Origin of the sequence: Krasilnikovia cinnamomea (assembly GCF_004217545.1) — a bacterium.
GTDB classification, from domain to species: domain Bacteria; phylum Actinomycetota; class Actinomycetes; order Mycobacteriales; family Micromonosporaceae; genus Actinoplanes; species Actinoplanes cinnamomeus.
In genome coordinates this window covers 672,934-698,572 of sequence record NZ_SHKY01000001.1, presented here as the reverse complement: position 1 = coordinate 698,572, position 25,639 = coordinate 672,934, and the positions used below count along the sequence as shown (strand labels likewise).

The window sequence follows — 25,639 nt, the reverse complement described above, 5'->3', positions numbered from 1 at the left end:
CGGCGCACGCCAGCGGGAGGTCGCGAGCGCAGCGGGCGCACGCCCCCTCGGCTCGGCGTGAGCGAGTGCGCCGCGCGCCGCGGTGCACGCCGGAGGGAGGCCCAGCGTGAGCGTTCCGCCTGAGGCCGGGGTGCCCGAGCGCGCCATGGGGCCGGGGCCGGCCGAGGTGCCCGCTCAGCCCGGGCCGGAAACGACAGACGCCGACGACGGCCGGTCGGGCTGGGCGCGACCCGCCGCGATGGGCCGGATCGCCGGGGCCGCCGCGGTGATCACGCTGCTCACGGTGGTCGCCCGGCTGGCGGGCTTCGGCCGTACGTTCGTCTTCCTGCACACGGTCGGCCACGACAGTCTGGCCAACGTCTACAACGCCGCGAACACGATTCCGAACATCGTCTTCGAGATCGTGGCGGGCGGCGCCCTCGCCAGCCTCGTGGTGCCGCTGCTGGCCGGTGCCGTGGCCGACGGTGACCGCGCCCGGGTGACCGCAGTCGCCTCCGCCCTGCTGACCTGGGTGCTGACCCTGCTGGTGCCGCTCGCGCTCGTGGTGGCTCTCGCGGCGGGACCGATTGCCGGGCTGCTCGACATCCCCGCCGCCGACCAGGTCGTCGCCGCCCGCATGCTGCGCGTCTTCGCCCCCCAGTTGCCGCTGTACGGCATCGGCATCGTGCTCACCGGGGTGTTGCAGGCGCACCACCGCTTCGCCTGGCCCGTCATCGCCCCGCTGCTGTCCAGCGTGACCGTGATGACCGCGTACCTGACGTACGCCGCCCTCGACGGCGCCGGCACGGACCTGCATGGGCTCAGCCCTGCGGGGGAGCTGACCCTGTCGATCGGCACCACCCTGGGGGTCGTGGTCCTCACGTTGTGCCTGCTCGTGCCGCTGCGCCGGTTGCGGCTGCGGCTGCGGCCCCGCTACCGGTTCCCCGGCGCGGAGGGGCGTCAGGCGGTGCGGCTGGGCTGGGCCGGGGCGGTGACCGTGGGCGCCCAGCAGATCATGGTGGTCACGGTCCTGGTGTTGGCGGTGCACGGCCCGCTGACGCTGTACAACGCCGCCCAGACGATGTTCCTGCTGCCCTGGGCCGTGCTGGCGGTGCCGCTCGCCACCGCGGTCTACCCGGGCCTGGCCACCGCCGCCGCGCGCGGCGACGAGACCGGGTACGCCGACGCGCTGGCCCGTACCGCCCGGTCGGTGACGTTGCTGGCCTGCCTGGGCGCGGCGGCGCTGGCCGCGCTCGCGGAACCGGCCGCGTCCCTGCTCAACGCGGACGGGGCCGCGCCCGGAATGGTCGGCTTCGCCCCCGGCCTGCTCGGCTACGCCCTGTTCGCCCTGCTGTCGCGCGCCCTGTACGCCCGGGGCGCCACGACCGCGGCGGCGCTGGCCACCGCGGCCGGCTGGGGCGTCGCCGCCGTCAGCGCCGTCGCGCTGGCGAACGCGCTGCCCGGCCGGGGCCAGGTGTTCGGCCTCGGCCTGGCGAACACGATCGGGATGACCGTGCTCGGGCTGCTGCTCGTCCTCGCGGTACGGCGGCGCGCCGGCGCCGCGGCACTCGCGGGGCTGCCCCGCGCCGCAGGCGTCGGTATTGTGGCCGCGGTCGCCGCCGGACTTCTCGCGTGGGCGGTGGTACTCGTCACCGGCCACGCCCTCGGAGCGGCGCCCGACGCCGTCCGCGGCCTGACGCAGGGCATTCTTGGTGGTGTCGTACTGGCGGCCGGGTTCGTCGCGGTGGCGTACCCACTGGACCGCCACGACGTCCGGCCGCTGGTCGCGACGCTGGCCCGTCGCCTGCGCCGCCGTGGGGCCGGCACGCCGAACGGGAGGAACACGTCATGACGGACGCGCCCCGCGACTGGTGCGGGCCGGTCGCCCTCGTGCTGGCCTCCAGCACCGGCGGGATCGGTCGCCACGTCGCCTCCCTCACCCGTGGCCTCGTCGCCGCGGGCTGCCCGGTGCTGGTGTGCGGGCCCGCGGCCACCGACGAGCTGTTCGGCTTCACCGCCGGCGGCGCCGACTTCGTGCCCGTCGAGATCCCCGCCAACCCGGGCCCGCAGGACTCCGGGGCGATCCGGGCGTTGCGGCGCGCGCTGGCCGAGCACGACGTCGACGTGGTGCACGCGCACGGCCTGCGCGCCGGATTCGTCGCGGCGCTGGCCCGGCCCCGGGTTCCGCTCGTCGTGACCTGGCACAACGCCGTCCTGAGCCGGGGCCTGCGCGGCCAGGCGTCGTCGCTGGTGGAGCGGATCGTCGCGCGCGCGGCCGACCTGACCCTGGGCGCTTCGGAGGACCTGGTGGCCAGGGCCACCGCCGTGGGCGCGAGGCAGGCCCGGCTCGGCCCGGTCGCGGCGCCGCAGGCCGCGGCGGCCCGCCGCTCCCGGGCACAGGTACGCGCGGAGTTCCGGCTCAAGCCGGGCGGCCCCCTGATCCTGTCGGTCGGCCGGCTGCACCCGCAGAAGCGGTACGACCTGCTGGTGGACGCCGCCGCCCGGTGGCGTGATCTCGACCCGGCGCCGGTGGTCGTGGTCGCCGGTTCCGGCCCCAGCTACATGCCGCTGGCCCAGCGCGCCAGCGCCAAGCGGGCGCCGTTCTTCCTGCTCGGGCACCGCACCGACGTGGCCGACCTGCTGGCGGGCGCGGACCTCGCGGTGGTCACCAGTGACTGGGAGGCGCGCCAGCTGTTCGCCCAGGAGGCTCTGCGCGCCGGGGTGCCGCTGGTCGCCACGGCCGTCGGTGGCCTGCCGGGCCTGGTGGGCGACGCCGGTGTGCTCGTGCCGCCCGGCGACGTGGACGCGCTCGACACCGCCGTCCGGGACCTGCTGGCCGACCCGCAGCGCCGCGCCGACCTCGCGCAGCGCGGTCCGCGCCGGGCCGCCACCTGGCCCAGCGAGGAGGACACCGTCGCCGACGTGCGCTCCGCGTACGCGTCGGTGACGGCGAACAGCCGGGCGGGCCGCGGGTGACGCCGCTGCGCAACCGGTTACGCCGCCCCCGCGCCTGGCTGCGCCGACTCGGCGTGACCCGGCGCCGGGTCCGGTCCTGGCTGCCGTACCTGCTGGTGGTGCTGGCCGCCGCGGCCAGCCTGGCCGGGCTGACGGTGCGCCCGGCCACCGGAGCGGCGCAGGCCCGGGCCGACTACGTGATCGTGGCGGGCGCCCCCGGCCTGCGCTGGGACGACCTCGACCCGCAGCGCACCCCGGCCCTGTGGCAGCAGGCCACGAAGGGCTCCGTGGGCTGGCTGTCGGTCCGCAGCGGGCACCACACCACCTGCCCGGTCGACGGCTGGCTCACGCTGGGCGCGGGCAACTACGCCGCGTGGGACACCAAACGGGTCACGGGCGGGTGCCCGCCGCTGCAGCCCGCGCTCACCCGCCCCGACGACCTCGGCGCGAACCTGACCGAGCAGCGCTCGATCGTGGACGCCAACGCCGAACAGTCCCCGTACGGGGCGGTGCCGGGGGCGCTGGCCGAGTCGGTGCGCTGCACCGTCGCGGTCGGGCCGGGCGCCGCGGTGGCCGCGGCCCGCCCGTTCGGCCGGGTGGACCGGTACGAGCCGGTGCTGCCCGCCGACCCCAGGACACTGCTCTCGTCGTGCGTGCTCAGCGTCGTCGACCTGGGCACGATCACCGGCACCGGGGCGGCGCGGCAGGCCGCCGTGGAGCGTGCCGACGCCGCGCTCGCGCGGGTCGTGGCGGCGCGGCCGGAGCGTTCCCTGGTCGCCGTCGCGGGGGTGTCGGACACCGACACCACCTCCCGGCTGCACGTCGCGATCGTCGAGGGGCCGGGCTGGGCGGGTGGCTGGCTGACCTCGGCGGGCACCGGGCGCGACGGGTACCTGAAGCTGGTCGACCTGGCGCCGACGGTGCTGGCCGCGCTGGGCCGCCCGCAGCCGGAGAAGCTGTTCACCGGGCGCAGCGTCACCTCGGTGCCGGGGCGGCCCGCCGACCTGGCCGTCGCCATGGGCGGGCGCCGCGACGCGGACCGCCAGGCGGGTGCCCAGCAGCGGGTTACCGGGACGTTCTTCACCGGGCTGGCCGCCGTCCAGCTGCTGCTGTTCGCGCTGGCCGTACCCATGCTGGTGCGGGCCCGCCGGCATGCCGGGCCGACCGGTCCCGCGGGGGTGCCGCGGCGGTGGCTGGCGATCGCGGAGCCCGCGCTGATCGCGGCCGCCCTGGCCATCCCGGCCGCGCTGCTGGCCGACACCGTGCCGTGGTGGCGCTCCGACCATCCGGGCCTGGTGTTCGGCCTGGTCACGGCGTTGTTCACGGCGGTCGGAACGGTCGCGGTGCGGATCTCGCCGCGGTACGGCCGCACGCTGTGGCCGCTCGGCGCGGCCGCCGCTGTCGGCGCCGTGGTGGTCGGCGTGGACCTGCTCACGGGCGCGCGGTTGCAGCTCAACGGCGTCGCCGGGTACTCGACCGTGCTGGGCAACCGGTACGCCGGGCTCGGCAGCGTCGGGCTCGGCGTGTTCGTGGCCGGTGCGCTGGTCACCGCGGGCTGTGCGGCGCAATGGGTACGGCGCCCCTGGCGTCCGGTGATCGTCGTGCTGGTCGGCGGCGTGGCGGTGGTCATGGTGGGCAGCCCGTACCTGGGCGCCGACCCGGTGGGGGCGATCGCGGTGACCGCGGGGGTCTGCGTCGCCGCGGCGATCAGCACCGGCGGGTGGCTGACCTTCCCGCGTTTCGCCTGGGCCGCGCTCGCCGGGCTGGTGGTGACCATCGGATTCGCGGTGGTGGACCTGCGCCGCCCCGCCCTGGAACGGGGCAGCCTGGGCCGCTTCCTCAGCGCCCTGGGCGACGGGACGGGCGGCCCCGCGGTGCAACGGCTGGCGGCGGCCAACGGCCAGGCGTTGCTGGACAGCCCGCTGACGTTGCTGGCCGTGGTGGGCGCGCTGATGCTGGCGTTCTGCCGGTACTCGCCGTGGGGCGGGCTGAACCGGCTCTTCGGCCTGCACCCCGCGCTGCGCGCGGCCACCGCCGGTACGGTCGTGGTGACGCTGATCGCCGGGGTGCTGGGCGGTTCCGCGCTGGCGGTGGCCGGGGCGGCGGCGGCCGCGGCGGTGCCCACCGCGGTGCTGGTGGCGTTGCGCGTACTCGACCATGCGGCGGACCGGACCCGGGCCGACGGCGAGACCGACGGGCCGGGTGGCCCGGGTCTCGCGCCACCCGATCCGGTATTGCGCCGAGTGGGCGCCCGGTGACACGTTCGTGCCCGACCAGCCCGGACGTCCGTGCGACCGCGATGGTGTTACCCTGGAGTCCCGTGGATGATCGGTTCCTGATCATCGCCGGTCCGCGGACTTCATGTCCGCGTGACCGCCTCAGATGACCACGGGAGCAGGCCTTGGCAGCAGCAGTGCGCGAGACGCGGCACATCTTCGTCACCGGAGGCGTCGCCTCCTCGCTGGGCAAGGGCCTCACCGCCTCCAGCCTGGGTAACCTGTTGACCGCCCGCGGACTGCGCGTCGTCATGCAGAAGCTGGACCCTTACCTCAACGTCGACCCGGGCACGATGAACCCGTTCCAGCACGGCGAGGTCTTCGTGACCGAGGACGGCGCGGAGACGGACCTCGACGTCGGCCACTACGAGCGGTTCCTGGACCGGGAGCTGTCGGCCAAGGCGAACGTGACGACCGGCCAGATCTACTCGGCGGTCATCGCCAAGGAGCGCCGCGGCGAGTACCTGGGCGACACGGTGCAGGTCATCCCGCACGTGACCAACGAGATCAAGGAACGCATCTTCGCGATGGCCGACCCGGACGACCGTGGTCGCCGCCCGGACGTGGTCATCACCGAGGTGGGCGGCACCGTGGGCGACATGGAGTCGCTGCCGTTCCTGGAGGCGATCCGCCAGGTGCGCCACGAGATCGGCCGGGACCGGGTCTTCTACCTGCACGTGTCGCTGGTGCCGTACCTGGCGCCGTCGGGCGAGCTGAAGACCAAGCCGACCCAGCACTCGGTCGCCGCGCTGCGCAACATCGGTATCCAGCCGGACGCGCTGGTGTGCCGCAGTGACCGGGAGATCCCGGAGAAGCTGCGGCACAAGCTGTCGCTGTACTGCGACGTCGACCGCGAGGCCGTGGTGGCGGCCCCGGACGCGCCGAGCATCTACGACATCCCGAAGGTTCTGCACCGCGCGGGCCTGGACGCGTACGTGGTGCGCCGGCTCGGCCTGTCCTTCCGGGACGTGGACTGGTCCACCTGGGACGACCTGCTGCAGCGGGTGCACCACCCGCGCCGCACGATCACGGTGGCGCTGGTCGGCAAGTACATCGACCTGCCGGACGCGTACCTGTCGGTGAGCGAGGCGATCCGCGCGGCCGGTTTCGCCAACCAGGCCCGGGTCAACATCCGCTGGGTGCCCAGCGACGACTGCGAGACCCCGGCCGGGGCGGCGCTGGCCCTCAAGGGGGTGGACGGCATCGTCATCCCGGGCGGCTTCGGCGTCCGCGGCATCGAAGGCAAGATCAACACTTCCCGGTACGCCCGGGAGAACCGCATCCCGGTGCTCGGGCTGTGCCTGGGCCTGCAGTGCATGACGATCGACGCGGCGCGGAACCTGGCCGGTCTGACCGGGGCGAACTCGCTGGAGTTCGCCGAGCAGGCGCAGCACCCCGTGATCTCCACGATGGCCGATCAGGAGGACATCGTCGCGGGCAAGGGCGACATGGGCGGCACGATGCGGCTGGGCGCGTACCCGGCGGCGCTGGCGCCGGGCTCGATCGTCGCGCAGGCCTACGGCAGCACCGAGATCTCCGAGCGCCACCGCCACCGGTACGAGGTGAACAACTCCTACCGGGACAAGCTGGCCGCGTCCGGGCTGGTCTTCTCCGGCACCTCGCCGGACGGCCGGCTGGTCGAGTTCATCGAGCTGGACCGCGAGACCCACCCGTTCTTCGTGGCCACCCAGGCGCACCCGGAGCTGAAGAGCCGCCCGACCCGCCCGCACCCGCTGTTCACCGCGTTCGTGGCGGCCGCCGTCAGCTATGCGGCCGCCGACGAGCTGCCGGTGGAGCCGCTGGCCGACGAGGCGGTCGCCGCCTCGTGACCACGTTCAGCCACGAGACCCGCTCCCGTACCCAGCGTTACGCCGGCCCGATCTTCTCGGTCTTCACCGACGAGGTGACGATGCCGGGCGGCCGTGCCGCCGCCCGCGACGTCACGGAGAACCCGGGCGCGGTCGGCGTCGTCGCCCTCGACGACGCCGACCGGGTCGTGCTGATCAAGCAGTACCGGCATCCGGTGCGCCGCAAGCTGTGGGAGCTGCCCGCCGGGCTGCGCGACGTGGCCGGTGAGGATCTGGCCCTGACCGCGCTGCGGGAGCTGGCCGAGGAGGCGGACCTGGTCGCGGGCCGCCTGGACCTGCTGGTCGACCTGCACACCTCGCCGGGCTTCAGCAACGAGACGATCCGGCTGTTCCTGGCGCGTGACCTGTCCCCGGTGCCCGAGGACGGGCGGCATGTGCGCACCGACGAGGAGGCCGACCTGGAGATCGTCCGCGTCGACCTGGACGAGGCGGTCGCGATGATCCTGCGCGGCGAGATCACGAACGCGTCGGCGGTCGGCGGGGTGCTGGCGGCGTCCGCCGCCCGCGCCGCCGGATGGACGACCCTGCGGCCCGCGGACACCCCGGCCATCTGAGTACGGCGACGCCCGCCGGCCCCATGAGACGCCGGTACGCCGACCGGGTTCGGGCAGGGCCTCACGGATCGGTGGCACGCGTCTCCTCGTGACGTGCGGTGACGTCCCGGGCCGCGGTCGGCCTTCCACTGAATGGGACGGTAGTCTCCGAGTGAGCCCCGTTCGGGTATAGGACCGAACGGACCCGGGACGTCACTCAGCGTTGAGGAAAGGACGGTGTCGGCTCGTGAAGGTCGGCATTCCCACCGAAGTCAAGAACAACGAGTTCCGGGTGGCGATCACCCCGGCTGGCGTGTTCGAGTTCACCCGCGCCGGACACGAGGTGTTCATACAGGCCGGAGCCGGGAACGGCTCCTCGATCACCGACGCCGACTTCGTGGCCGCGGGCGCCACGATCCTCGCCACCGCGGACGACGTCTGGGGCACCGCGGATCTGGTGCTCAAGGTCAAGGAGCCCATCGCCGAGGAGTACGGCCGGATGCGCGAGGGCCAGGTGCTCTTCACCTACCTGCACCTGGCCGCCAGCAAGGAGTGCACCGACGCGCTCATCGACCGCAAGGTCACCGGCATCGCGTACGAGACGGTCGAGATGCCGGACCGCTCGCTGCCCCTGCTGGCCCCGATGAGCGAGGTCGCGGGCCGGCTCGCCCCCATGGCCGGGGCGTACCACCTGATGCGTTCCGGCGGCGGGCGCGGCGTGCTCATGGGCGGCGTGCCCGGGGTCTACTCGGCCAAGACCGTGGTCATCGGCGCCGGCGTCTCGGGCCAGAACGCCGCCGCCATCGCGCTGGGCATGCAATCCGAGGTGCTGGTGCTCGACAAGAACATCGCCCGGCTGCGCGCCCTCGACGCCGACTACCGGGGCCACCTGCAGACCGTGGCCAGCAACGCGTACGAGATCGAGAAGGCCGTCCTCGACGCCGACCTGGTCGTCGGCGCGGTGCTCGTGCCCGGCGCCAAGGCCCCGACCCTGATCTCGAACGAGCTGGTGTCCCGGATGAAGCCCGGCAGCGTGCTCGTCGACATCTCCATCGACCAGGGCGGCTGCTTCGAGGACTCGCGGCCCACCACGCACGCCGACCCGGTCTACCGGGTGCACAACTCGATGTTCTACTGCGTCGCCAACATGCCCGGCGCGGTGCCGCACACCAGCACGTACGCGCTGACCAACGTCACCCTGCCGTACGCGCTGGAGCTGGCGAACCGGGGCTGGCGCGACGCGGTGCAGGCCGACCCGGCGCTGGCCCTGGGGGTCAACACCTACGGCGGGCACGTCGTGTACGGCCCGGTCGCCGACGCGCACGGCATGCAGGTGCTGGCGCTGTCCGAGGTGCTGCGCTGAGCCAGGATTCATCGGGCGAGGAACCGTCGGCCGCGCTGCGCCGGGTGGTGGGGACCTACCTCGACCACCTCACGGTGGAGCGCGGCCTGGCCGGCAACACGCTGGTCTCGTACCGGCGTGATCTCGACCGGTACCTGCGGACCCTGGCCGCGGCCGGGATCGCCGACCTGGCCGCCGTCGCCGAGGCCGACGTGGCCCGCCACCTCGCGCTGCTGCGCGAGGGCGGCGACGGCCATCCCGCCCTGTCGGCCGCGTCCGCGGCCCGCGCGGTCAGCGCGGTCCGTGGGCTGCACCGCTTCGCGGCCCGCGAGGGCGTCACCCCGAACGACGTCAGCCGCGAGGTGCGCCCACCCGCCCCGCCCAAGCGGCTGCCCAAGGCCCTCGACGTCGACCAGGTGGAACGCCTGCTGGCCGCGACCGGCGGCGACGACGGTCCGCTCGCCCTGCGCGACCGTGCGCTGCTGGAATTCCTGTACGGCACGGGCGCCCGGATCTCCGAGGCGGTCGGCGCGGACGTCGACGACCTCGATCTGGGCGAGCCCGGCGCGGCCGTGCTGCACGGCAAGGGCGGCCGGACCCGGGTCGTGCCGGTCGGCCGGTACGCGCGCGCCGCGCTCGACGCGTACCTCGTGCGCGGGCGGCCGACCCTGGTCGGCGCCGGGCGCGGCAGCCCCAAGGTCTTCCTCAACGCCCGCGGCGGGCCGCTGTCGCGGCAGAGCGCCTGGGCGATCCTGCGCCGCGCCGCCCAGCGTGCCGGGCTCGACACCGACGGGCCGCGCGCGGTCAGCCCGCACACGCTGCGGCATTCATACGCCACCCACCTGCTCGACGGCGGCGCCGACGTCCGTGTGGTGCAGGAACTGCTCGGCCACGCCTCGGTGACCACGACGCAGGTATACACGCTGGTCACGGTCGACCGGCTGCGCGAGGTGTACGCAACCGCGCACCCCCGCGCTCGTTGACCCTGGCATCCGACGGTGCGACACGCCGAATGTTCACCCTGGCCCGGCGCTGCGCGTGGCGTACAGTCGAGCATCGGCTGAGCCAACCCGCGGCGGAAAACAGAGATCAACCCCGGGACAAGGCGACGAGTCGAAAGGGGGCGACGGGACGACATGGCGGGCAACGGCGACCAGGCGGAGGCCTGGACCACGGCCCTGCGCGAGCAGCAGAGCTCCCTCGACCTCGGCGCGGATCTGGGCCCGGCCGATCCCACGGCGTACACGATGCGCCGCCCGATCCCCGAGCCCATGCCGACCGACCGGCACGGCCCGGCGCGGATCATCGCCCTGGCCAACCAGAAGGGCGGGGTCGGCAAGACCACCACCACGATCAACCTGGGTGCCGCCCTGGCCGAGTACGGCCGCAAGGTGCTGCTGGTCGACTTCGACCCGCAGGGCGCCTGCTCGGTCGGCCTCGGCGTCAACCCGCACAACCTCGACCTGAGCGTCTACAACCTGCTCATGCAGGACGACGTCACCACCGACGACGTCATCATCAAGACCGACGTGGCCGGCCTGCACCTGCTGCCCGCCAACATCGACCTGTCCGCGGCCGAGATCCAGCTGGTCAACGAGGTCGCCCGGGAGATGGCCCTGGCCCGGGCCCTGCGCAGCGTGCGCAAGGAGTACGACTTCATCCTCATCGACTGCCAGCCGTCGCTCGGCCTGCTGGCGATCAACGCGCTGACGGTGGCGCACGGGGTGCTCATCCCGCTGGAGTGCGAGTTCTTCAGCCTGCGCGGGGTCGCCCTGCTGCTGGACACCATCGACAAGGTGCGCGAGCGGCTCAACTTCGACCTCGAACTCGAAGGCATCCTGGCCACCATGTACGACAGCCGCACCACGCACTGCCGCCAGGTGCTGCAACGGGTCGTGGAGGCGTTCGGCGACAAGGTCTACCAGACCGTCATCACCAAGACGGTCAAGTTCCCGGAGTCGACGGTCGCGGGCGCGCCGATCACCACTCTGGACCCCGCGTCCTCGGGGGCGCGCAACTATCGCCAGCTCGCCCGCGAGGTGATCGCCGCGCAAGCCGAGCGGGACTGACCCGGTGCTGTTCGCCCTCGGCCAGCCCGTGGCCTTCGCGGGGCTGCTGCTCGCGTTCCTGCTCGGACTCCTGCTGCGCGCCCTCGCCATCCGGATCAGCGCGCGGGCCCTCGGCCTCACCGCCCCGCGCGAGCCGATCACCCCGCGCCCGCGCGAGGACATCGACCCGTTCGGCGCGGTCGCCGCGGCCGTCGCCGGGGCCGGCTGGGGCAAGGTCCTGGACGTGGACGAGGTGCCGCGCTTCCGGGGCCGTGGTCGCGCCGCGGCCGTCTTCGCCGTCGGGCCCGTCACGGTCCTGCTGGCCGCCCAGCTCGTCCTGCTCGCGTTCCGGCTCGTCTTCCCGGACGCCTTCTTCTACCTGGACTCGCTGAGCCCCGCCCAGGTGCTGCAGGGCAACTTCGACGCACCGTACGCCGAGCAGTTTGTGCTCTGCCTGGCGGTCGGGTTGCTGGCGTTCGGGCTCATGGCGCTCATTCCGATGCCCCCGCTGGACGGTTTCGGCCTGCTCTGGTCCGCGTACCGGCAGCCCGGTCAGGGCATGCAGGGGTACCGGCTGTGGTTCGAGCACAAGAACGTCGGCGTGATCATCCTGCTGGTCTGTTCCTTCTTCCCCCTGGGCGGCCCGTTCCTGCTGCTCCCGATCGACCTGGTCGGGACAGTGTTCCTGCGGCTCTGGTCCTAGCCGCTCTCCCGGATGTGGCGCGGACCGCCGCCCGGTCACCCAGTCACTCCACGCCGTGTCACGCGTTGGCATGATCAAGACGTGTTTCCCAGGGTGCGGGGGTCGGCAGGTGAGCCTTGACCAGGCTGTCGGGCCGGTGGTCTACGGTCAACGCGTGCCCGAGTCTCCCCCCACCGAGCCCACCGCGGCTGAGCCGGGCGGCTTCACGGTGCGGCTGGACAACTTCACCGGGCCGTTCGACCTGCTGCTGCAGCTCATCGGCAAGCACAAGCTGGACGTCACCGAGGTGGCGCTGCACCAGGTCACGGACGACTTCATCGCGTACATCCGGGCCATGGGCGACGACTGGGACCTCGACGAGGCCAGCGAGTTCCTGCTGGTGGCGGCCACCCTGCTCGACCTCAAGGCGGCCCGGCTGCTGCCCGCCGCCGAGGTCGAGGACGAGGAGGACCTGGCCCTGCTGGAGGCCCGCGACCTGCTGTTCGCCCGGCTGCTGCAGTACAAGGCGTTCAAGGAGGCCGCCGCCCACCTCGCCGAGCTCGAAGGCACCGGCGCCCGGCGCTGGCCCCGCGCCGTCTCCCTCGAGCCGCGCTACGCCGAGGCCCTGCCCGACCTGGTGCTCGGCATCGGCGCGCAGCGCCTGCTCAAGATGGCGATCAAGCAGTTCACCCCCAAACCCGGCCCGCCCGAGGTCTCGATCGCGCACATCCACCAGGTCCGGGTCAGCGTCCGGGAACACGCCAACCTGCTGCGCGAGCGACTGCGCCGGGCCGGCACCGCCACCTTCCGCCTGCTCGTCGCCGACTGCGACAACACCCTGGAGGTGGTCGCCCGCTTCCTGGCCCTGCTGGAGCTGTACCGCGAGGGCCTGGTCGAGTTCGAGCAGCCCGTCTCGCTGGACGAGCTCACCGTGCGCTGGACCGGCGGCGACGACGCCGATGCCGTGGAGCTCGACATCGACGACTACGAGGGCACCCCGCCCAAGCCCGACCCCGACCCGGCCGCAGCGCAGGAGACGTCATGACCGACGAGCGACCCGACTCTCTGGCCCAGCAGGCCGCCTCGTGGGTGCCTCCGTGGGAATGCCCGAACCGCCCGCCGGACCGCGCCTACCAGGAAGCCGCGCGTCTGGCCGACGAGCGGGAGCCGGACGGCGTCGATGAGCCCGAGGAGCCCACCGGAGCGGAGGGGTCTGGGGCCGCCGAGGTCGGTGACCTGAGCGGGCGGCCGGTGGCGGACGTGACCGACGACACTGGGTCCGGCGGGACGGACGAGCCGGGCGCCGCGGTCGCGGTCGCCGATGAGGCGGGGGAGCCCCTTCCCGATCTCGCCGATTCTTCAGACCTCGCTGAATCTGTCGATTCGACCGAGGCCGAGTGGGACGCGGACGCCGGGCCGGCAGGGGCCGCGTCTTGGGCCGAACGGGCGCCGGACGTGGATGGCGAGCAGGCATCGCCCGCCGCTGGAGGGGCGCTGGACGCGGACGCAGTGCAGGTAGGGCCCACCGCCGATGCCGAAGGGGTGCCGGACGCCGACATCGCGCAGGCGCCGCCCGCCGCGCGGGCCGACGACGTGCAGCCGGGGGCCGACGAGGCCGAGCGTGAGCCGATGGCGGACGCCGAGCTGCGTGCCGCCCTGGAGGCGATTCTGCTCGTCGTCGACGAACCGGTCGCCGAGCTGCAGCTCGCCCAGATCCTCGAAGAGCCCGCCGAGCGGGTCGCGGCCGCGCTGGAGGAGATCTCCGCGGGCTACACCGCGGCCGGTCACGGCTTCGACCTGCGCCGGGCGGCGGGTGGCTGGCGGCTCTACACCCGGCCCGAGTACGCCCGCTACGTCGAGCGGTTCGTGCTGGACGGGCAGTCCGTGCGGCTCACCCAGGCTGCCCTGGAAACACTCGCGGTAGTCGCGTACAAGCAGCCCGTAACCCGCTCGCGCATCTCCGCCATCCGCGGTGTGAACTGTGACGGCGTGATGCGTACCCTGGTGACCCGCGGCCTCATCGAGGAGTGCGGCACCGAGCGCGAAACCGGGGCGTTCCTGTACCGGACGACCGCCCTGTTCCTGGAGAAGCTCGGCCTCAACTCGGTCGACGAGCTGCCCCCGCTGGCCCCGTTCCTACCCGACGACGTGGAAGAAGTGCTCGATGCCTCAGGCTGACCCGGCCACCTCCGTACGGCTGCAGAAGGTCCTCGCGACCGCCGGAGTCGGCTCCCGGCGCGCCTGCGAGGACCTCATCTTTCGCCGCCGCGTCACCGTGAACGGCCGGGTCGCCCAGCTCGGCGACAAGGTGAACCCCGGCACCGACGAGATCCACGTCGACGGCCAGCGGGTGGTCACCGACACCAAGATGGTGTACCTGGCCATGAACAAGCCCCGCGGCGTGGTCTCCAGCATGGACGACGAGAAGGGCCGCAACGAGCTCGCCGAGTTCCTCGGCACGTTCGAACAGCGCGTCTTCCACGTCGGCCGGCTCGACGCCGACAGCGAGGGGCTGCTGCTGCTCACCAACGACGGCGCGCTGGCGCACAAGCTGATGCACCCCTCGTTCGGAGTCGCCAAGACGTATCTGGCCGAGGTGGCCGGGCCGCTGCCGCGCAGCGTCGGCCGCCAGCTGCTGTCCGGCGTCGAACTCGAGGACGGCTTCGCCCGCGTCGACACGTTCCGGCTGGTGGACACGCTCGGCAAGACCGCGCAGATCGAGGTGACCCTGCACGAGGGGCGCAAACACATCGTGCGGCGCATGCTGGACGCGGTGGGTCATCCAGTCAGCCGGCTCATCCGTACGGCGGTCGGCCCGATCCGCCTCGGCGACATGCGGCCCGGCGGCTTCCGGCACCTGTCGAATGCCGAGATCGGGGCCCTGTTCAAGGCCGTCGGGGACTGAGTCCGCGGCGGTCCCGGACGCCGGGCACAATAGGAGGGTTGGTCGACGCGGGGACTGTTGGTCGGCCCGGGACTGAGGAGGAACGGTGGCGGAACAGGTACGGCCGGCGAGGTGCGTGGTGGCCGTCGACGGTCCCTCCGGATCAGGCAAATCCACCGTCTCCCGGCGTCTCGCCACGGCCCTCGACGGCGTCTACCTCGACACCGGCGCCATGTACCGGGCGGTGACCTGGGCCGTCCTGCAAGCCGGGGTCGACCTGCAGGACCCCGAGGCCATCGCCAAGATCGCGCAGGAGACGGAGCTGTCCATCGGTACGGACCCCGTCGCGCCCCATTTCTTCGCGAACGGGACGAACGTCGACGGCCCCATCCGCGGCCCCGAGGTGACCGGCGCCGTCTCCGCGGTCGCCGCCGTCCCCGCCGTACGCCGCCTGCTCGTCGAGCAGCAGCGCGCCCTCATCGCCGGTACCGTGCGCATCGTCGTCGAGGGCCGCGACATCTCCTCGGTGGTCGCCCCCGACGCCGACCTCAAGGTCTACCTCACCGCGTCCGCCGCCGCCCGCGCCCAGCGGCGCAGCGCCGAGGACGCCACCGACGTCGCCGCCACCCAGGCCGACCTGGCCCGCCGCGACCGGCTCGACTCCAGCCGCGCCACCGACCCCCTGCGCCAGGCGGACGACGCCGTCGAGGTGGACACCACCGGCATGGGCATCGACGAGGTCGTATCCCACCTGCTCGATCTGCTGAACAGCAAGGCACATTCGTGACCGACTTCCCGGTTGATCTCTCCGAGTTCGAGATCGACGACTACTCCGCCGCTCCGGACGCCGAGCAGGCCCCCAGCGGTCCAGCCCCCGTTGTCGCCGTTGTCGGCCGCCCCAACGTGGGCAAGTCGACGCTGGTGAACCGGATCATCGGCCGCCGCCAGGCCGTCGTCGAGGACGTACCCGGCGTGACCCGCGACCGCGTACCGTATGACGCCCAGTGGAACGGGCGCCGCTTCACCGTCGTCGACACCGGCGGCTGGGAGCCCGACGCCAAGGACCGGGCCGCCGCCATCGCCGCCCAGGCCGAGATCGCGGTGCAGACCGCCGACGTCGTCATCTTCGTGGTGGACGTGACCGTCGGCGCCACCGACGTCGACGAGGCCGCCGTCAAGATGCTGCGGCGCAGCTCGAAGCCGGTCATCCTGGTCGCCAACAAGGCCGACAACCAGAACCTGGAGATCGAGGCGACCTCACTGTGGTCGCTCGCTCTCGGCGAGCCGCATCCGATCAGCGCGCTGCACGGCCGCGGCTCCGGCGACCTGCTCGACGCGATCCTCGAGGCCATGCCGCCCGCGCCGCCGATCATCGAAGGCGGCCCCCGCGGCCCCCGCCGGGTCGCCCTCGTCGGGCGCCCCAACGTCGGCAAGTCCAGCCTGCTCAACCGCCTCGCCAAGGAGGAACGCGCCGTCGTCGACTCCGTCGCCGGCACCACGGTCGACCCGGTCGACAGCCTCGTGGAGATGGACGGCGAAGTCTGGCAGTTCGTCGACACCGCCGGGCTGCGCAAGCGGGTCAACCAGGCCAGCGGCACGGAGTACTACGCCTCCCTGCGGACCGCGGGCGCGGTCGAGGCCGCCGAGGTGGCGGTCGTGCTGCTCGACTCGTCCGAGACCATCAGCGAACAGGACCAGCGGGTCCTCACGTCGGTCGTCGAGGCTGGCCGGGCCCTGGTCATCGCGTTCAACAAGTGGGACCTCGTCGACGAGGACCGGCGGTACTACCTCGACAAGGAGATCGACCGGGACCTCAAGCGGATCCCCTGGGCGATCCGGGTCAACATCTCCGCCAAGACCGGCCGCGCGGTCGACAAGCTCGCCCCGGCGCTGCGCCGGGCCCTGGCCGCGTGGGAGCAGCGCGTCGCGACCGGAGCGCTGAACCAGTGGCTGACCGCCCTCACCCAGGCCACCCCCCACCCCGTACGGGGCGGTAGGGCACCTCGGGTGCTGTTCGCGACCCAGGCCGGTGTGGCGCCGCCCAGGTTCGTGCTGTTCACGACCGGTCCGCTGGACGCCGGGTATCTACGCTTCGTCGAGCGAAAGCTGCGCGAGGAGTTCGGGTACGAGGGCACGCCGATCGAGGTGTCCGTACGGCCGCGCAAGAAGACCGGTCCGGGGGGGCGGGGCAAGGCGCACGGCTAGGTATGCCGGTGCGCGGGTTTCCGTGCCCCCTTGGTAAGCTTTCGGAGTCGCCGCACCCCGGATGGGGTGTGGTTACGGGCTGTAGCGCAGCTTGGTAGCGCACTTGACTGGGGGTCAAGGGGTCGCAGGTTCAAATCCTGTCAGCCCGACAACGATCAACGGCCGCCGACAAGGGTATTTGCCCTGGTCGGCGGCCGTTTCTCACTCTCGGCTTGATTCGGATATTCCTACTAGACGGCTCTGAGTTGGGGACCATTTGGGGACCATCCGGCTCCCGGGGCTCTCCCGAGGTGGGCGCTGAGGGCCGTTCCGGCGTCCTCGATCGAGCTTTGGTCCGGGTGTAGGTAACGCTGAGTCGTCATGAGCGATCCGTGTCCGGCGATCTTCCGGAGGACGTGCACGGGGACTCCGGCGTCGGCCATCCACGTCAGGCCGGTGTGCCGCAGGTCGTGGCGCCGCAGGTGTTCGTACCCGAGGGCGGTGACCACCTGATCCCAGTGCGTCGCGTCCCGCAGCACGGCGGTGCTGATCCGGCCGCCGCGCGGTCCGGTGAACAGGCGCCCGTCAGGGCCGGATGCGGAGTCCAGCCGTTCGGTGACCATCTCGCGGACCTCTTCGATGATCGGGACTTTGCGGGCGCGTTTGCCCTTGGTGCCCTTGTCGATCAGGCCACCCGGTCCCGGTGTGGTCTGCCTCCGCACAGTCCACGTCCACGTTCTGCGGTCGATGTCGGCGGCCCGGACGCCGGATACCTCGCCGATGCGGGCCGCTGTGCAGGCGGCGAACGTGACCACGTGCCCCCATCCGGTGAACCGGCCGTGTGACTGGGCTACCAGGGCGTCCGCGAGGCGGGTCAGCGCCTCCCAGTCCGGCAGCGCGAGCGAGCGCGGGTCGTCCAGCTCGTCCTCGGCGCGCTCGTATTCGCGTTGCCAGCCGGTCACCCGGGCGACGTTGTGTTGCACCACTCCATCGCGGAGAGCTTGCTCCAGCACTCTGACTAGGATCGCGATGCTGTTCTTGACGGTGGAGCGGCTGCACTCGTCGGCGATCCAGGCGTGCACGGCCCTATCCACTACGCCGTTGGTGATCATTCGTACCGGGATGTGACCGAGGGAGGGGACCACGCGCAGGCGCCATCCGGCGAGGTACGGATCGAGGGTCTTGCGTTCCAGCCCTCGGATGGCCAGCGGCATCACGTCGTCGCCGTATTCGGCGAGTCGTTGCGTGGCGGCGGCCGGGTCGATACCGCCGTTCGCCGCCCGCACGATTCCGTCGATCCAGTCCTGTGCTTCCTCAGGCGTGGCAAACGACTCGGACTTGGATCGCCGGTCGCCCGTTGTCGGGTCGATCCAGCGCGCCCGTGCCTTGTAGGGCTTGGGGCGACCCGCGCGGTACTCCACATCGGTCTTGACTGAAACACCGAGGGGGATGTCTTGTGCCGTGGTCATCACGCGGCCTCCGGTCGAATCCGGCGACTCGCCAGCCATTCGCGGACGTCCTCGATGTCGTACATGATCACTCGTTCGGATAGTTGGATGTACGGCGGACCTTGTAGCGGCCGGACGGTCCGCCACCTGCGGACACTGGACGGATCGACGCGCAGCATCCTCGCTAGTTCTTCGGTGGTGATCAGTTCGGACTCGACGGCCTCGATTGCCTCGGTGTTTATCGGCCTGAGTCGCATGGTGCTGGCCTCCCGGCGGTCCATGGTGGTCAAAGGAACGGTACGGCGTGATGCTTGAGAGGAAGCCTGAGAGCGGCCCGCTGAGAGCGCCGCTGAGCCAAGATCTCGGGCGTCCTGGTGTGTTCGGATGGGTGTGTGCTGAAACATGGAGATGCCTCCGTGTTTCAGCCGATCCTTGGCGGTTACGCCCACAACTCCTCCTGTCCCTGGGTGTCCCCGTCGTTTTCGCAGGTCACGGCCGGTTGAGGGACAGCAGGGACAGCAGGGACACCGGGGACGCGGTACCGGCCTCCGGTGTCGGCGGCGACCTGTCCGGCGTCGAGCATTCGCTGGCAGGTCTTCTTTACCGCCTCGTAGTCGAGCTGGGTGCCGTCGGCGATCGCTTTCGGCGTGGACCCAGGCGCGGCCCGCAACCAGCGCAGGATCGCGGCGCGGGTCTCGCTGACCTGGTGGTCCTCGGCGGGGCCGTCGAGCATCCGCCACGCACCCTTGGCGGGGTCGAAGGCGAGCGGGTATTCCGACTCGTCCACGTCGCGGCCGGTCACGTGCAGCACCCCGTCGCCTTGGTTGCGTGCCCGCTTGAGTACCAATGTGGCGTCGGCGGCTCCGGCGAGGCCGTTGGTGCCGGAGACCTCGGACAGGAAGTCGTCGGATCCGGCCTTGCGGACGTGGTGGACGAGGATGACCGCGATGCTGTACTGGTCGGCTACCTTCTTCGCCCGGCCGACGGCGGCGTAGTCCGCGTCGTACGCGGACATGCCGGGTGCGGACATGCCCCGGAGCTTGGCGAACACGTCGATGATGACCATCCGCGCGTCGCGGTTGCGGTCCAGCCACGCCGCGATCGCCTCGTCGCCGCCCTGCGGCAGCGGCGGGCAGGACGTGGCGAGGGTGAGCCCGGCGGGTGCCTTGCGGTCGGCGAGGACTTTGCCGAGGCGGGTTTGCAGGCGCCGGGCGGTGTCCTCCAGGGCGAGATACAGCACGGGTCCGGCCTGGACGTCGATGGTGCCGAACGCCTTGCCGCCCAACGCGATGTCGATGCCGAGGGCGAGCGACATCCAAGACTTTCCGACCTTCGGCGGCCCGCAGAGCAGGTTGACGCCCTCGCAAATGATCCCGGGGACCGCCCATTTCGGTTCGGGGAAGTCCATGGCCATGATGTCGGCGGCGGTCCACGCGGTGCGGATCCGGGCCGGTTCCCGGCGGACCGGGGACGACAGGACTTCGGCGGCATCGTCCGGGCCGACGACGTGCAGGTTCGGCCTGGGTTCCGGGGTGGCGGCGTTCATGCGGCCACGCTCCGGGGGCGGTTCGCGCCGGTGCGGAACCCGGAGCGGATGGTGTTGCGGGCGCCGCGTTCCGGGTGACCCTTGCGGATCGCCGCCTGCGCCAGCAGGTCGGCGGTGGTGGTCTCGTCCAGGGCGCCGCCCGCGACGAGCTGGCCGAGGGCGACGGCGGCGCCGTAAAGAGCCTTGTTGAGGGTGCCGTCCTTGGCCTCGGCGATCGCGTCGAGGCTGGCTTGCACGGCGGCGTGGAGGTAGGCGCCGCGCCGACCGTCGGGCACGGCGACCCGCACGGGCTGTTGCGGCGGCAGCGGCTTGGGCCGGAGCAGGCTGGTCAGCCAGTCGGGCAGCGGCCGAGGTCGGGCGTTGTGCAGCAGTCGGTAGGGGCGTCCGGATGCGGTGGATCCGGCGGCGACGACGTAGCCGCCGTGGGCGCGGGTGTCGATCAGCCACCCCAACGTGCCGGCGGTGTTCCGCAGGTCCAGCCCGTCGGTGGGGTGGGTGAAGTAGAAGTGCGTGCCGCCCCGGCCGGTGGTCACGGTGTAGGTGTCGCCGGGGTAGGGCTGACCGGCGCGTTCGCACAGGACGGCGAGCACGTCGGCCCCGCTGTGGATGCCCGGGGCGGTCCACTCGGGCGGGGGCGTCTGGTCGGGCTTCGGGGTGTCCAGGTCGATGACGACCAGGCCGGAGGGGCCGCAGGCGATGCCGATGCCGTACGGTCCGGCGGTCCAGCAGCGGCGGATGCGGTCCGGGTCGGTGGTGGCGCGGGTTTCCCAGTCGCGGACGGCGGGCCGCTTGTCGTCCGGCCGGAGCGGGAAGACGTGCCAGCCCCGGTCGGCGAGGCCGAGGGCGCGGGTGAGCAGGTCGTTGGCGGGCATGGTGGTGGGCTCCCGGGTGTGCGGTGTGGACGGTGCCGGGGTGTCGTGGCAGGTCTCGCATTGGCCGAGCGAGCGGCGGATGTAGTACGGCCGCTCCTGGTGGCATGCGGGGCAGGTCCGGCGGGCGAGCAGGGCCTTGCCGACGGCGGCGAGCTGGGCGGGGGTGGCGGTGCGCTTCGGGCGGGCGAGGTCGGTGCGGGTGCCGCCGACCCCGGACCACAGGATCTGCGCGGCGATCGGCTGGCCGCCTGGCCGCAAGCCTTGGTTGCGGAGTTGGCGGCGGGTGGCGTAGCCGGTCGGGGCGCCTTGCCACCAGTAGGTCGGCAGGCCGCCGTGGCGGGCGCCGTCCGGGTCGTGGAACGCAGCGCGGATGCGGGACATCAGGACACCTCCGTCTTCCGCCAGTAGGTAGGTGAGCTGGGGCAGAGTTGGCAAATGAGCTCGGCGCCGGTACCGGCGCAGACGCGGCCGTTGGTCACGCCCGCAGGCGGTTGGCCGCAGCCGAGGGTGAAGTCCTCGGCGGACCGGGGCTCGCGGCGGGACTGCTGGACGATGTGGTTCGGCATCAGGCGGCCCTCCGGGTGTACTCGGCGGCCCGCGACAGCAGGGCGCGCAGGTCGGTCAGGGCGGTGCGGAGCTGCACGCGGGCGGTGTACTCGTCGCCGTCGAGGGCGATGCGGGCGCGGAGTTCGCCGTACTCGCGTCCGCGCTCGTCGCGGACCCGGGTGAGCACGGCCCGCCCGAAGCCGGGCAGGGTGACGACCAGGTCGTCGGAGCGGTGTTCGGTGAGGTTGCAGCGGTGATCGGCGGCGCACCATCCGGTGTGGGCGCCCCGAGCGTGGCGGCCCATCAGCGGGTGCCCTTGTCGTGCAGTTCGCGCAGGGCGTTGATGATGCGGCGGCCGATCCGCAGGCGGCGGCCGTCGCCGTGGCAGCGGCGGCACAGGCCGAATGCGCGGCCGAACGGGCTACGGCGTTTGCCGGTGCCGTGGCAGCGGCGGCAGGCGCCGAACGGGTAGAGCCAGCACCCGAGTCCGTAACCGAGCGTGGTCACGGCGAGGGTGAGCAGGAGTAGGCCGGTGAGGGTGGTTTCGGGGGTTGCGGTCGCGGCGAGCGCAGACATGGAGGAGCCTCCCGGGGCGGTTTCAGGCATGGAGGGGTGGCGGCGCGACCCGCGACCGTCCGATGTCTGTGCTGACCAGGGCGGTCGCGGGTCGGGTCGCGGTGACGCGACCGGTCGCGGGTGGGCCGCGACCTGTCAGGCGGCGTTGCGGCGGCGGATCGCGGCGTCGATGTCGTCGGTCTTGGCGCCCTTCAGCGCCTTCCCGGCGCGCTTGACATCTACGCTGCGTACACCGAACGCCCTGACCTGAGCCGAGATCGACTCAGCCGTGATGTCCGCGTACGCCTCGGGCAGCCGTCCGGCGAGCCGGGCGGCGATCTCTTCCCACTGCGCGCCCGACTCGCCGCGCTCGATCACACTGCGGACGTCGGCGAGCACGTCGCGGGCCTCGCGGGCGATGTCCTCCCCCGCTGCCATGCCGGTCAGGGTTCCGGCGGCCTCGCGCAGCTTCCGCGCGGCGATGAGGATCTTCTCCGCGTCGTCGGCATCGGCCAGGTAGGTGCGGACGGTGGGGGTGTGGTCGGAGGCGCCGCGCAGGATCCCGACGCCCTTGTAGGACGGCAGCAGCGTCGAGCTGTCGTGTCCTTCGCTGTAGGCGCCGGAGCCCATCACCAGGTCGGACACCTGCCACGACCCGGTACGCAGGGAAAACCGGACCTGGTGGTTGTCGCGGAAGGACACGAACTGCTGCGCGACCTGCCCCGACCCGATCCCACTGGGCCGCTGCGTGGCGTCGACGAACCCGACCCCGGCCGCCGGGGCGACCTTCACGAGGTATACCAACAGGCTCGCGATCTCCTTGCTGATGTCGCCCAGGTCGAAGTACTCCTGGAACTCGTCCAGGAACACCAGCCGCACCGGCATCCGGTACTTCGGATCCCGGGCGATCTCCCGGGTCAGCTTGCCCTCCGGGCACACGTCCACGGGCAGCTTGGACAGCCGCTCGTACCGGTCCTGCACATCGGCCTTGATCTCCCGCAGCGCTTCCAGGACGATCTCGGCCGGGTCGCCGTCGCGGGTCATCGCCAGCCCGAACGCGCACCGGTCCGCGACCAGGGCGAACTTGCGCCAGTCCGGCTTACCCCCACCGTCCAAGACGGTGAGCTTCACGTACGGATCCAGCGCGGCGTACAGGGCGAGCAGCCGGGCCGCGAACGTCTTGCCCTGCCTCGGCTGCGCGCCGATCAGGATGCTGTTCCACAGCAGGTCAACGCACACCTTGTTGCCGCGTTCGTCCAGGCCGAACGGGGCAGGCTGCCAGATGTCGGTGGGCTTGCACCGCAGCAGCGGCGTCCGACCCGCACCCTGCGCGAGCGGATCCCGGTCGGCCACCCACAGCACGTGACGACGGTGCGAGGACGGGTCGCGGGTGATGAACACCTGCGACATCGCCACGTCCAAGCCGGAGGCGATGGCACCGCGGGCCTTCACCGCGTCGTCGAACGTCTTGCCGTACGGCAGGTCGATCGACACCTGCGACCCGGTACCCGACGGGTCGCGGGCCATGGTCGACCCGAACGCGATCTGCTGGTGCGCCTTGTCCGGGTGGCCGAGCCCGGCGGCGTAGTAGGCGCGGAGGATGATGTCCGGGTTGACCCGCCGGAACCGCCCCGAGACGGTGGCGGGGGTGATGATCCGCCGGTCCTCGGGCCGCCCGATGTGGGCGAGGTACGCGACGGCCAGGGCGCCAGCGAGAGCCAGCACCCAGGCGGGCGCCAGGGCGTAGACGATCGGCCCGCCGATGGCCAGGGTAAGCAGCTCGGCGACCAGGATGAAGCCGCGCCAGGAGCGGGTGGACTTCACCTCGCGGTGCAGCTTGAGCCACATCGCCGGGTCGTTGGCGTCGGCGGCGCCCTGCCGGAGGCCGTACTGTTCGGCCACCCACCACCAGCGCAGTTGCCGGTTCGCGAGCCGGAACACGCCAACCAGCGACCAGAACACGGTGAGCAGCAGATACCAGGGCGCACGGACCACGTGGAACGCGGCCCGGTAGCCGGTCAGCGTGGCGAGGTCGGCGAGGCTGTGCCGGATGTTGACCCAGCCGCGCCAGTTGGCCGGCACAATCGGCCGCAGCCCCGAGGCGTCTACCGGGGGCGGGTCGACGGGCTGGCCGCCGCGCTGCGGCTGCTCATCGAGCGTCACCTCGAAATGCGTCTCGGGGCGGCGGGTGGTGCGGGCGGCGTCGAGGTCCACGACCTCGGCGCTCATGTCGTGCTCGGCGGCGGTCCAGTCGAAGTTCTCATCAGGGTTAGGGTTCTGCGAGACCATCAGGTTCTCTCCTGCAAGTTCGTAAGGGCTTGTGCGGGTGGTGACCGGCGGCACGGCACATAGCTGGCAGGCGTGGGGCCGTGCCGCCGGGCGGCGTCAGTGCAGGGTGGGCGGCTGCTTCGGGCGGGTCGCCAGGACGGCGACGCCGAACGCGATCGCGGCGATGCCGTGCAGCCACTTGCTCGCGGTGGTGTCGGCGAGCAACCACAGGACGACGTTGAGCAGCATGGCGGCGTTGAACAGGTGCCAGAGGTGACGCATGGCGGGGGTCCTTTCAGGCGGCGGTGAGGGTGGGTGTTTCCGCAGGAACCGGGGCAATTGGTGACGTCACGGCGACCGGCGGGGCGGGCATGTGGCGGCGGGCGGTCGACTCCGACACCCCGGCTTTGGCAGCGATCGCGGCGACCGACGCGCCGGGCATCTTGGCGGCAGCGCGGGCGACCTTCTCGGCCGACGCAGGCTTGCGCGTGACTCGCTTTGCGGGGGCCGCCTTGACGGGCTTCGTGACGTGGGCGGCCGGATCGGGTGTCGGGGCGGGTGCCGTCACGGTGACAGCGGCGGGGACCGTCACGGGTTCCGGGTCGGCGGCGGTGGTGCGGCGGGCGGTGGCGAGTAGGGCGCCGGTTGCCATGACCATGAGGCCGTCGACGGCGAGGGGGCCGAGGGTGGCGGTGAGGCCGTCTTCGCCGTAGAAGGCGAGCAGGCCGGACAGGTGCTTGTAGGAGACGAACGCGGCGACCCCGGCGACCGGGACCAGACCGCCGAACCGCAGCAGCGACCAGCGACGCCCGGTCGGCCAGGCGGTCCGGGCCAGGATCTCCACGGCGACGAACAGGGCGACCGGCCAGAAGATCGCGCCGACCACGGCGCCGCCCTGCGGCGACCAGTCGGGCGGGGCGTCGGGCGGGGGGACGTAGGAGTGGGCGACGTTCGCGGCGATCGACACGATCCCGCCGAGCAGGGCGCCGATGTAGGCCCAGACCCGGCCAGACACAGCGGGCTTGCGCATCAGTGACCTCCACTGGCCAGAGCGGATGCGAACGCGCTGATTCCCGACGCGATCGTGTGGACGATGTCGGCGGCGTGGCCGGGGTTAGTGATGGCGAAGAACAGGCCGAACGCGACCAGGGCGCCGCCGAGCAGCTTCCGGGCGTTCATCACGCCACCGCCCGGCGAGCGGTGGGAGGTACGTCCAGTTCAGCGGCGAACAGCGGCCACTCGGCATCGATCCTGGCCAGATCGGGGGCGGACAGAGCATCGACGCGCGGCACCTGCTTGGCCCGCGCCTTGCGCCGGACGGCAGGACGCGCGGCCAGCTCGGCGGCGACGCGGGTCACGCGGGCCTCGGCGCGGCGCAACCGACGCCAATCCAGCTCAGTCGGCCCGCCACGGTCGGCGGCGTAGATGTTGGCGATCTCGGCGTTCACCAGGTCAAGTTCCGCCTCGATCAGCGGCCACTCGTCCTCGATGGCGGCCAGCTCGGCGCGGGTGGGTTCATCGGTGGTACGACGGTGCTTCCTCACGGTGACTTCTCCACGGTGGGAGGTCGGCGCGGCGGCAGCAGGATGCGGCTACAGCCGCGCCGACCAGTAGGAACAGGGACAGATGCACGGACCTGAGCCGTGCACGGCG

General features: G+C 72.5%; 23 protein-coding genes, 1 tRNA gene and 3 pseudogenes. 15 read left to right on the top strand and 12 right to left on the bottom strand.

Annotated elements, in window-relative coordinates:
* The first annotated feature begins 106 nt into the window (after positions 1-106).
* From murJ to EV385_RS02935, 15 genes are all read left to right on the top strand, one after another.
* Positions 107-1,831, top strand: a complete 1,725-nt coding sequence (murJ, locus tag EV385_RS03005) for a murein biosynthesis integral membrane protein MurJ (RefSeq protein WP_242624671.1) — start codon at positions 107-109, stop codon at positions 1,829-1,831.
* Positions 1,828-2,955 (top strand): glycosyltransferase family 4 protein, encoded by a 1,128-nt coding sequence (locus EV385_RS03000; protein ID WP_130508051.1) that lies wholly within the window; start codon positions 1,828-1,830, stop codon positions 2,953-2,955. Before murJ ends, EV385_RS03000 begins: the two co-directional genes overlap by 4 nt.
* Before the next feature lie 53 nt (positions 2,956-3,008).
* Positions 3,009-5,192, top strand: coding sequence for a hypothetical protein (locus EV385_RS02995; protein WP_423203098.1), 2,184 nt, complete (start codon positions 3,009-3,011; stop codon positions 5,190-5,192).
* Positions 5,193-5,335: 143 nt separating this feature from the next.
* On the top strand, positions 5,336-7,039 hold the full coding sequence (locus tag EV385_RS02990) for a CTP synthase (protein ID WP_130508050.1): 1,704 nt from the start codon (positions 5,336-5,338) through the stop codon (positions 7,037-7,039).
* On the top strand, positions 7,036-7,632 hold the full coding sequence (locus EV385_RS02985) for an NUDIX domain-containing protein (RefSeq protein ID WP_130508049.1): 597 nt from the start codon (positions 7,036-7,038) through the stop codon (positions 7,630-7,632). The genes EV385_RS02990 and EV385_RS02985 overlap by 4 nt, the downstream gene beginning before the upstream one ends.
* Before the next feature lie 226 nt (positions 7,633-7,858).
* Complete coding sequence (gene ald, locus EV385_RS02980) at positions 7,859-8,974, top strand: alanine dehydrogenase (RefSeq protein WP_130508048.1); 1,116 nt, start codon at positions 7,859-7,861, stop codon at positions 8,972-8,974.
* On the top strand, positions 8,971-9,936 hold the full coding sequence (locus EV385_RS02975; RefSeq protein WP_130513035.1) for a site-specific tyrosine recombinase XerD: 966 nt from the start codon (positions 8,971-8,973) through the stop codon (positions 9,934-9,936). The genes ald and EV385_RS02975 overlap by 4 nt, the downstream gene beginning before the upstream one ends.
* 153 nt (positions 9,937-10,089) lie before the next feature.
* Entirely contained in the window at positions 10,090-11,022 is a 933-nt protein-coding gene (locus EV385_RS02970; protein ID WP_130508047.1) for a ParA family protein, read from the top strand.
* Positions 11,023-11,026: 4 nt separating this feature from the next.
* Positions 11,027-11,704: a zinc metalloprotease gene (locus EV385_RS02965; protein ID WP_130508046.1), complete on the top strand. Its 678-nt coding sequence runs from the start codon at positions 11,027-11,029 to the stop codon at positions 11,702-11,704.
* 136 nt (positions 11,705-11,840) lie between these two features.
* Positions 11,841-12,728 (top strand): segregation and condensation protein A, encoded by an 888-nt coding sequence (locus EV385_RS02960; protein WP_423203097.1) that lies wholly within the window; start codon positions 11,841-11,843, stop codon positions 12,726-12,728.
* 215 nt (positions 12,729-12,943) lie between these two features.
* Positions 12,944-13,861: an SMC-Scp complex subunit ScpB gene (scpB, locus tag EV385_RS02955; protein WP_423203096.1), complete on the top strand. Its 918-nt coding sequence runs from the start codon at positions 12,944-12,946 to the stop codon at positions 13,859-13,861.
* A complete protein-coding gene (locus EV385_RS02950; RefSeq protein WP_130508044.1) occupies positions 13,848-14,588 on the top strand; it encodes a pseudouridine synthase in 741 nt (246 codons plus the stop codon). Before scpB ends, EV385_RS02950 begins: the two co-directional genes overlap by 14 nt.
* An 85-nt stretch (positions 14,589-14,673) precedes the next feature.
* Complete coding sequence (gene cmk / locus EV385_RS02945) at positions 14,674-15,354, top strand: (d)CMP kinase (RefSeq protein ID WP_130508043.1); 681 nt, start codon at positions 14,674-14,676, stop codon at positions 15,352-15,354.
* Positions 15,351-16,772 carry a ribosome biogenesis GTPase Der gene (der, locus tag EV385_RS02940; protein WP_130508042.1) on the top strand — a complete coding sequence of 474 codons (1,422 nt, stop codon included), beginning with the start codon at positions 15,351-15,353 and terminating at the stop codon, positions 16,770-16,772. The genes cmk and der overlap by 4 nt, the downstream gene beginning before the upstream one ends.
* 75 nt (positions 16,773-16,847) lie before the next feature.
* Positions 16,848-16,921, top strand: a tRNA-Pro gene (locus EV385_RS02935).
* Positions 16,922-17,002: 81 nt separating this feature from the next.
* On the opposite strand, the gene EV385_RS02930 is transcribed toward EV385_RS02935, so the two are convergent.
* From EV385_RS02930 to EV385_RS02890, 12 genes and pseudogenes are all read right to left on the bottom strand, one after another.
* Positions 17,003-18,220: a tyrosine-type recombinase/integrase gene (locus EV385_RS02930; RefSeq protein ID WP_130508041.1), complete on the bottom strand. Its 1,218-nt coding sequence runs from the start codon at positions 18,218-18,220 to the stop codon at positions 17,003-17,005.
* Positions 18,220-18,480 carry a helix-turn-helix transcriptional regulator gene (locus EV385_RS02925; RefSeq protein WP_242625223.1) on the bottom strand — a complete coding sequence of 87 codons (261 nt, stop codon included), beginning with the start codon at positions 18,478-18,480 and terminating at the stop codon, positions 18,220-18,222. The genes EV385_RS02930 and EV385_RS02925 overlap by 1 nt, the downstream gene beginning before the upstream one ends.
* 158 nt (positions 18,481-18,638) lie before the next feature.
* Positions 18,639-19,745: an AAA family ATPase gene (locus EV385_RS02920; RefSeq protein ID WP_130508040.1), complete on the bottom strand. Its 1,107-nt coding sequence runs from the start codon at positions 19,743-19,745 to the stop codon at positions 18,639-18,641.
* A pseudogene (locus EV385_RS02915) lies at positions 19,742-20,578 on the bottom strand (bifunctional DNA primase/polymerase); the annotation flags it as partial. The pseudogene EV385_RS02915 and the gene EV385_RS02920, both read right to left, overlap by 4 nt.
* Positions 20,579-20,665: 87 nt before the next feature.
* Positions 20,666-20,998 (bottom strand): annotated as a pseudogene (locus tag EV385_RS36035) (RRQRL motif-containing zinc-binding protein); the annotation flags it as partial.
* A gap of 184 nt (positions 20,999-21,182) precedes the next feature.
* Complete coding sequence (locus EV385_RS02910) at positions 21,183-21,467, bottom strand: hypothetical protein (protein WP_130508038.1); 285 nt, start codon at positions 21,465-21,467, stop codon at positions 21,183-21,185.
* Positions 21,467-21,739 (bottom strand): hypothetical protein, encoded by a 273-nt coding sequence (locus EV385_RS02905; RefSeq protein ID WP_130508037.1) that lies wholly within the window; start codon positions 21,737-21,739, stop codon positions 21,467-21,469. Before EV385_RS02905 ends, EV385_RS02910 begins: the two co-directional genes overlap by 1 nt.
* Before the next feature lie 135 nt (positions 21,740-21,874).
* Positions 21,875-24,007, bottom strand: a complete 2,133-nt coding sequence (locus tag EV385_RS02900; RefSeq protein WP_130508036.1) for a cell division protein FtsK — start codon at positions 24,005-24,007, stop codon at positions 21,875-21,877.
* A 96-nt stretch (positions 24,008-24,103) separates the two neighbouring features.
* Entirely contained in the window at positions 24,104-24,268 is a 165-nt protein-coding gene (locus tag EV385_RS33730; protein ID WP_165449376.1) for a hypothetical protein, read from the bottom strand.
* Between the two features lie 13 nt (positions 24,269-24,281).
* Positions 24,282-25,016 (bottom strand): DUF2637 domain-containing protein, encoded by a 735-nt coding sequence (locus EV385_RS02895; RefSeq protein WP_130508035.1) that lies wholly within the window; start codon positions 25,014-25,016, stop codon positions 24,282-24,284.
* Positions 25,016-25,165: a hypothetical protein gene (locus EV385_RS33725; RefSeq protein ID WP_165449375.1), complete on the bottom strand. Its 150-nt coding sequence runs from the start codon at positions 25,163-25,165 to the stop codon at positions 25,016-25,018. The genes EV385_RS02895 and EV385_RS33725 overlap by 1 nt, the downstream gene beginning before the upstream one ends.
* A 128-nt stretch (positions 25,166-25,293) precedes the next feature.
* Positions 25,294-25,530, bottom strand: a pseudogene (locus EV385_RS02890) (DUF6284 family protein); the annotation flags it as partial.
* Positions 25,531-25,639 lie beyond the last annotated feature (109 nt).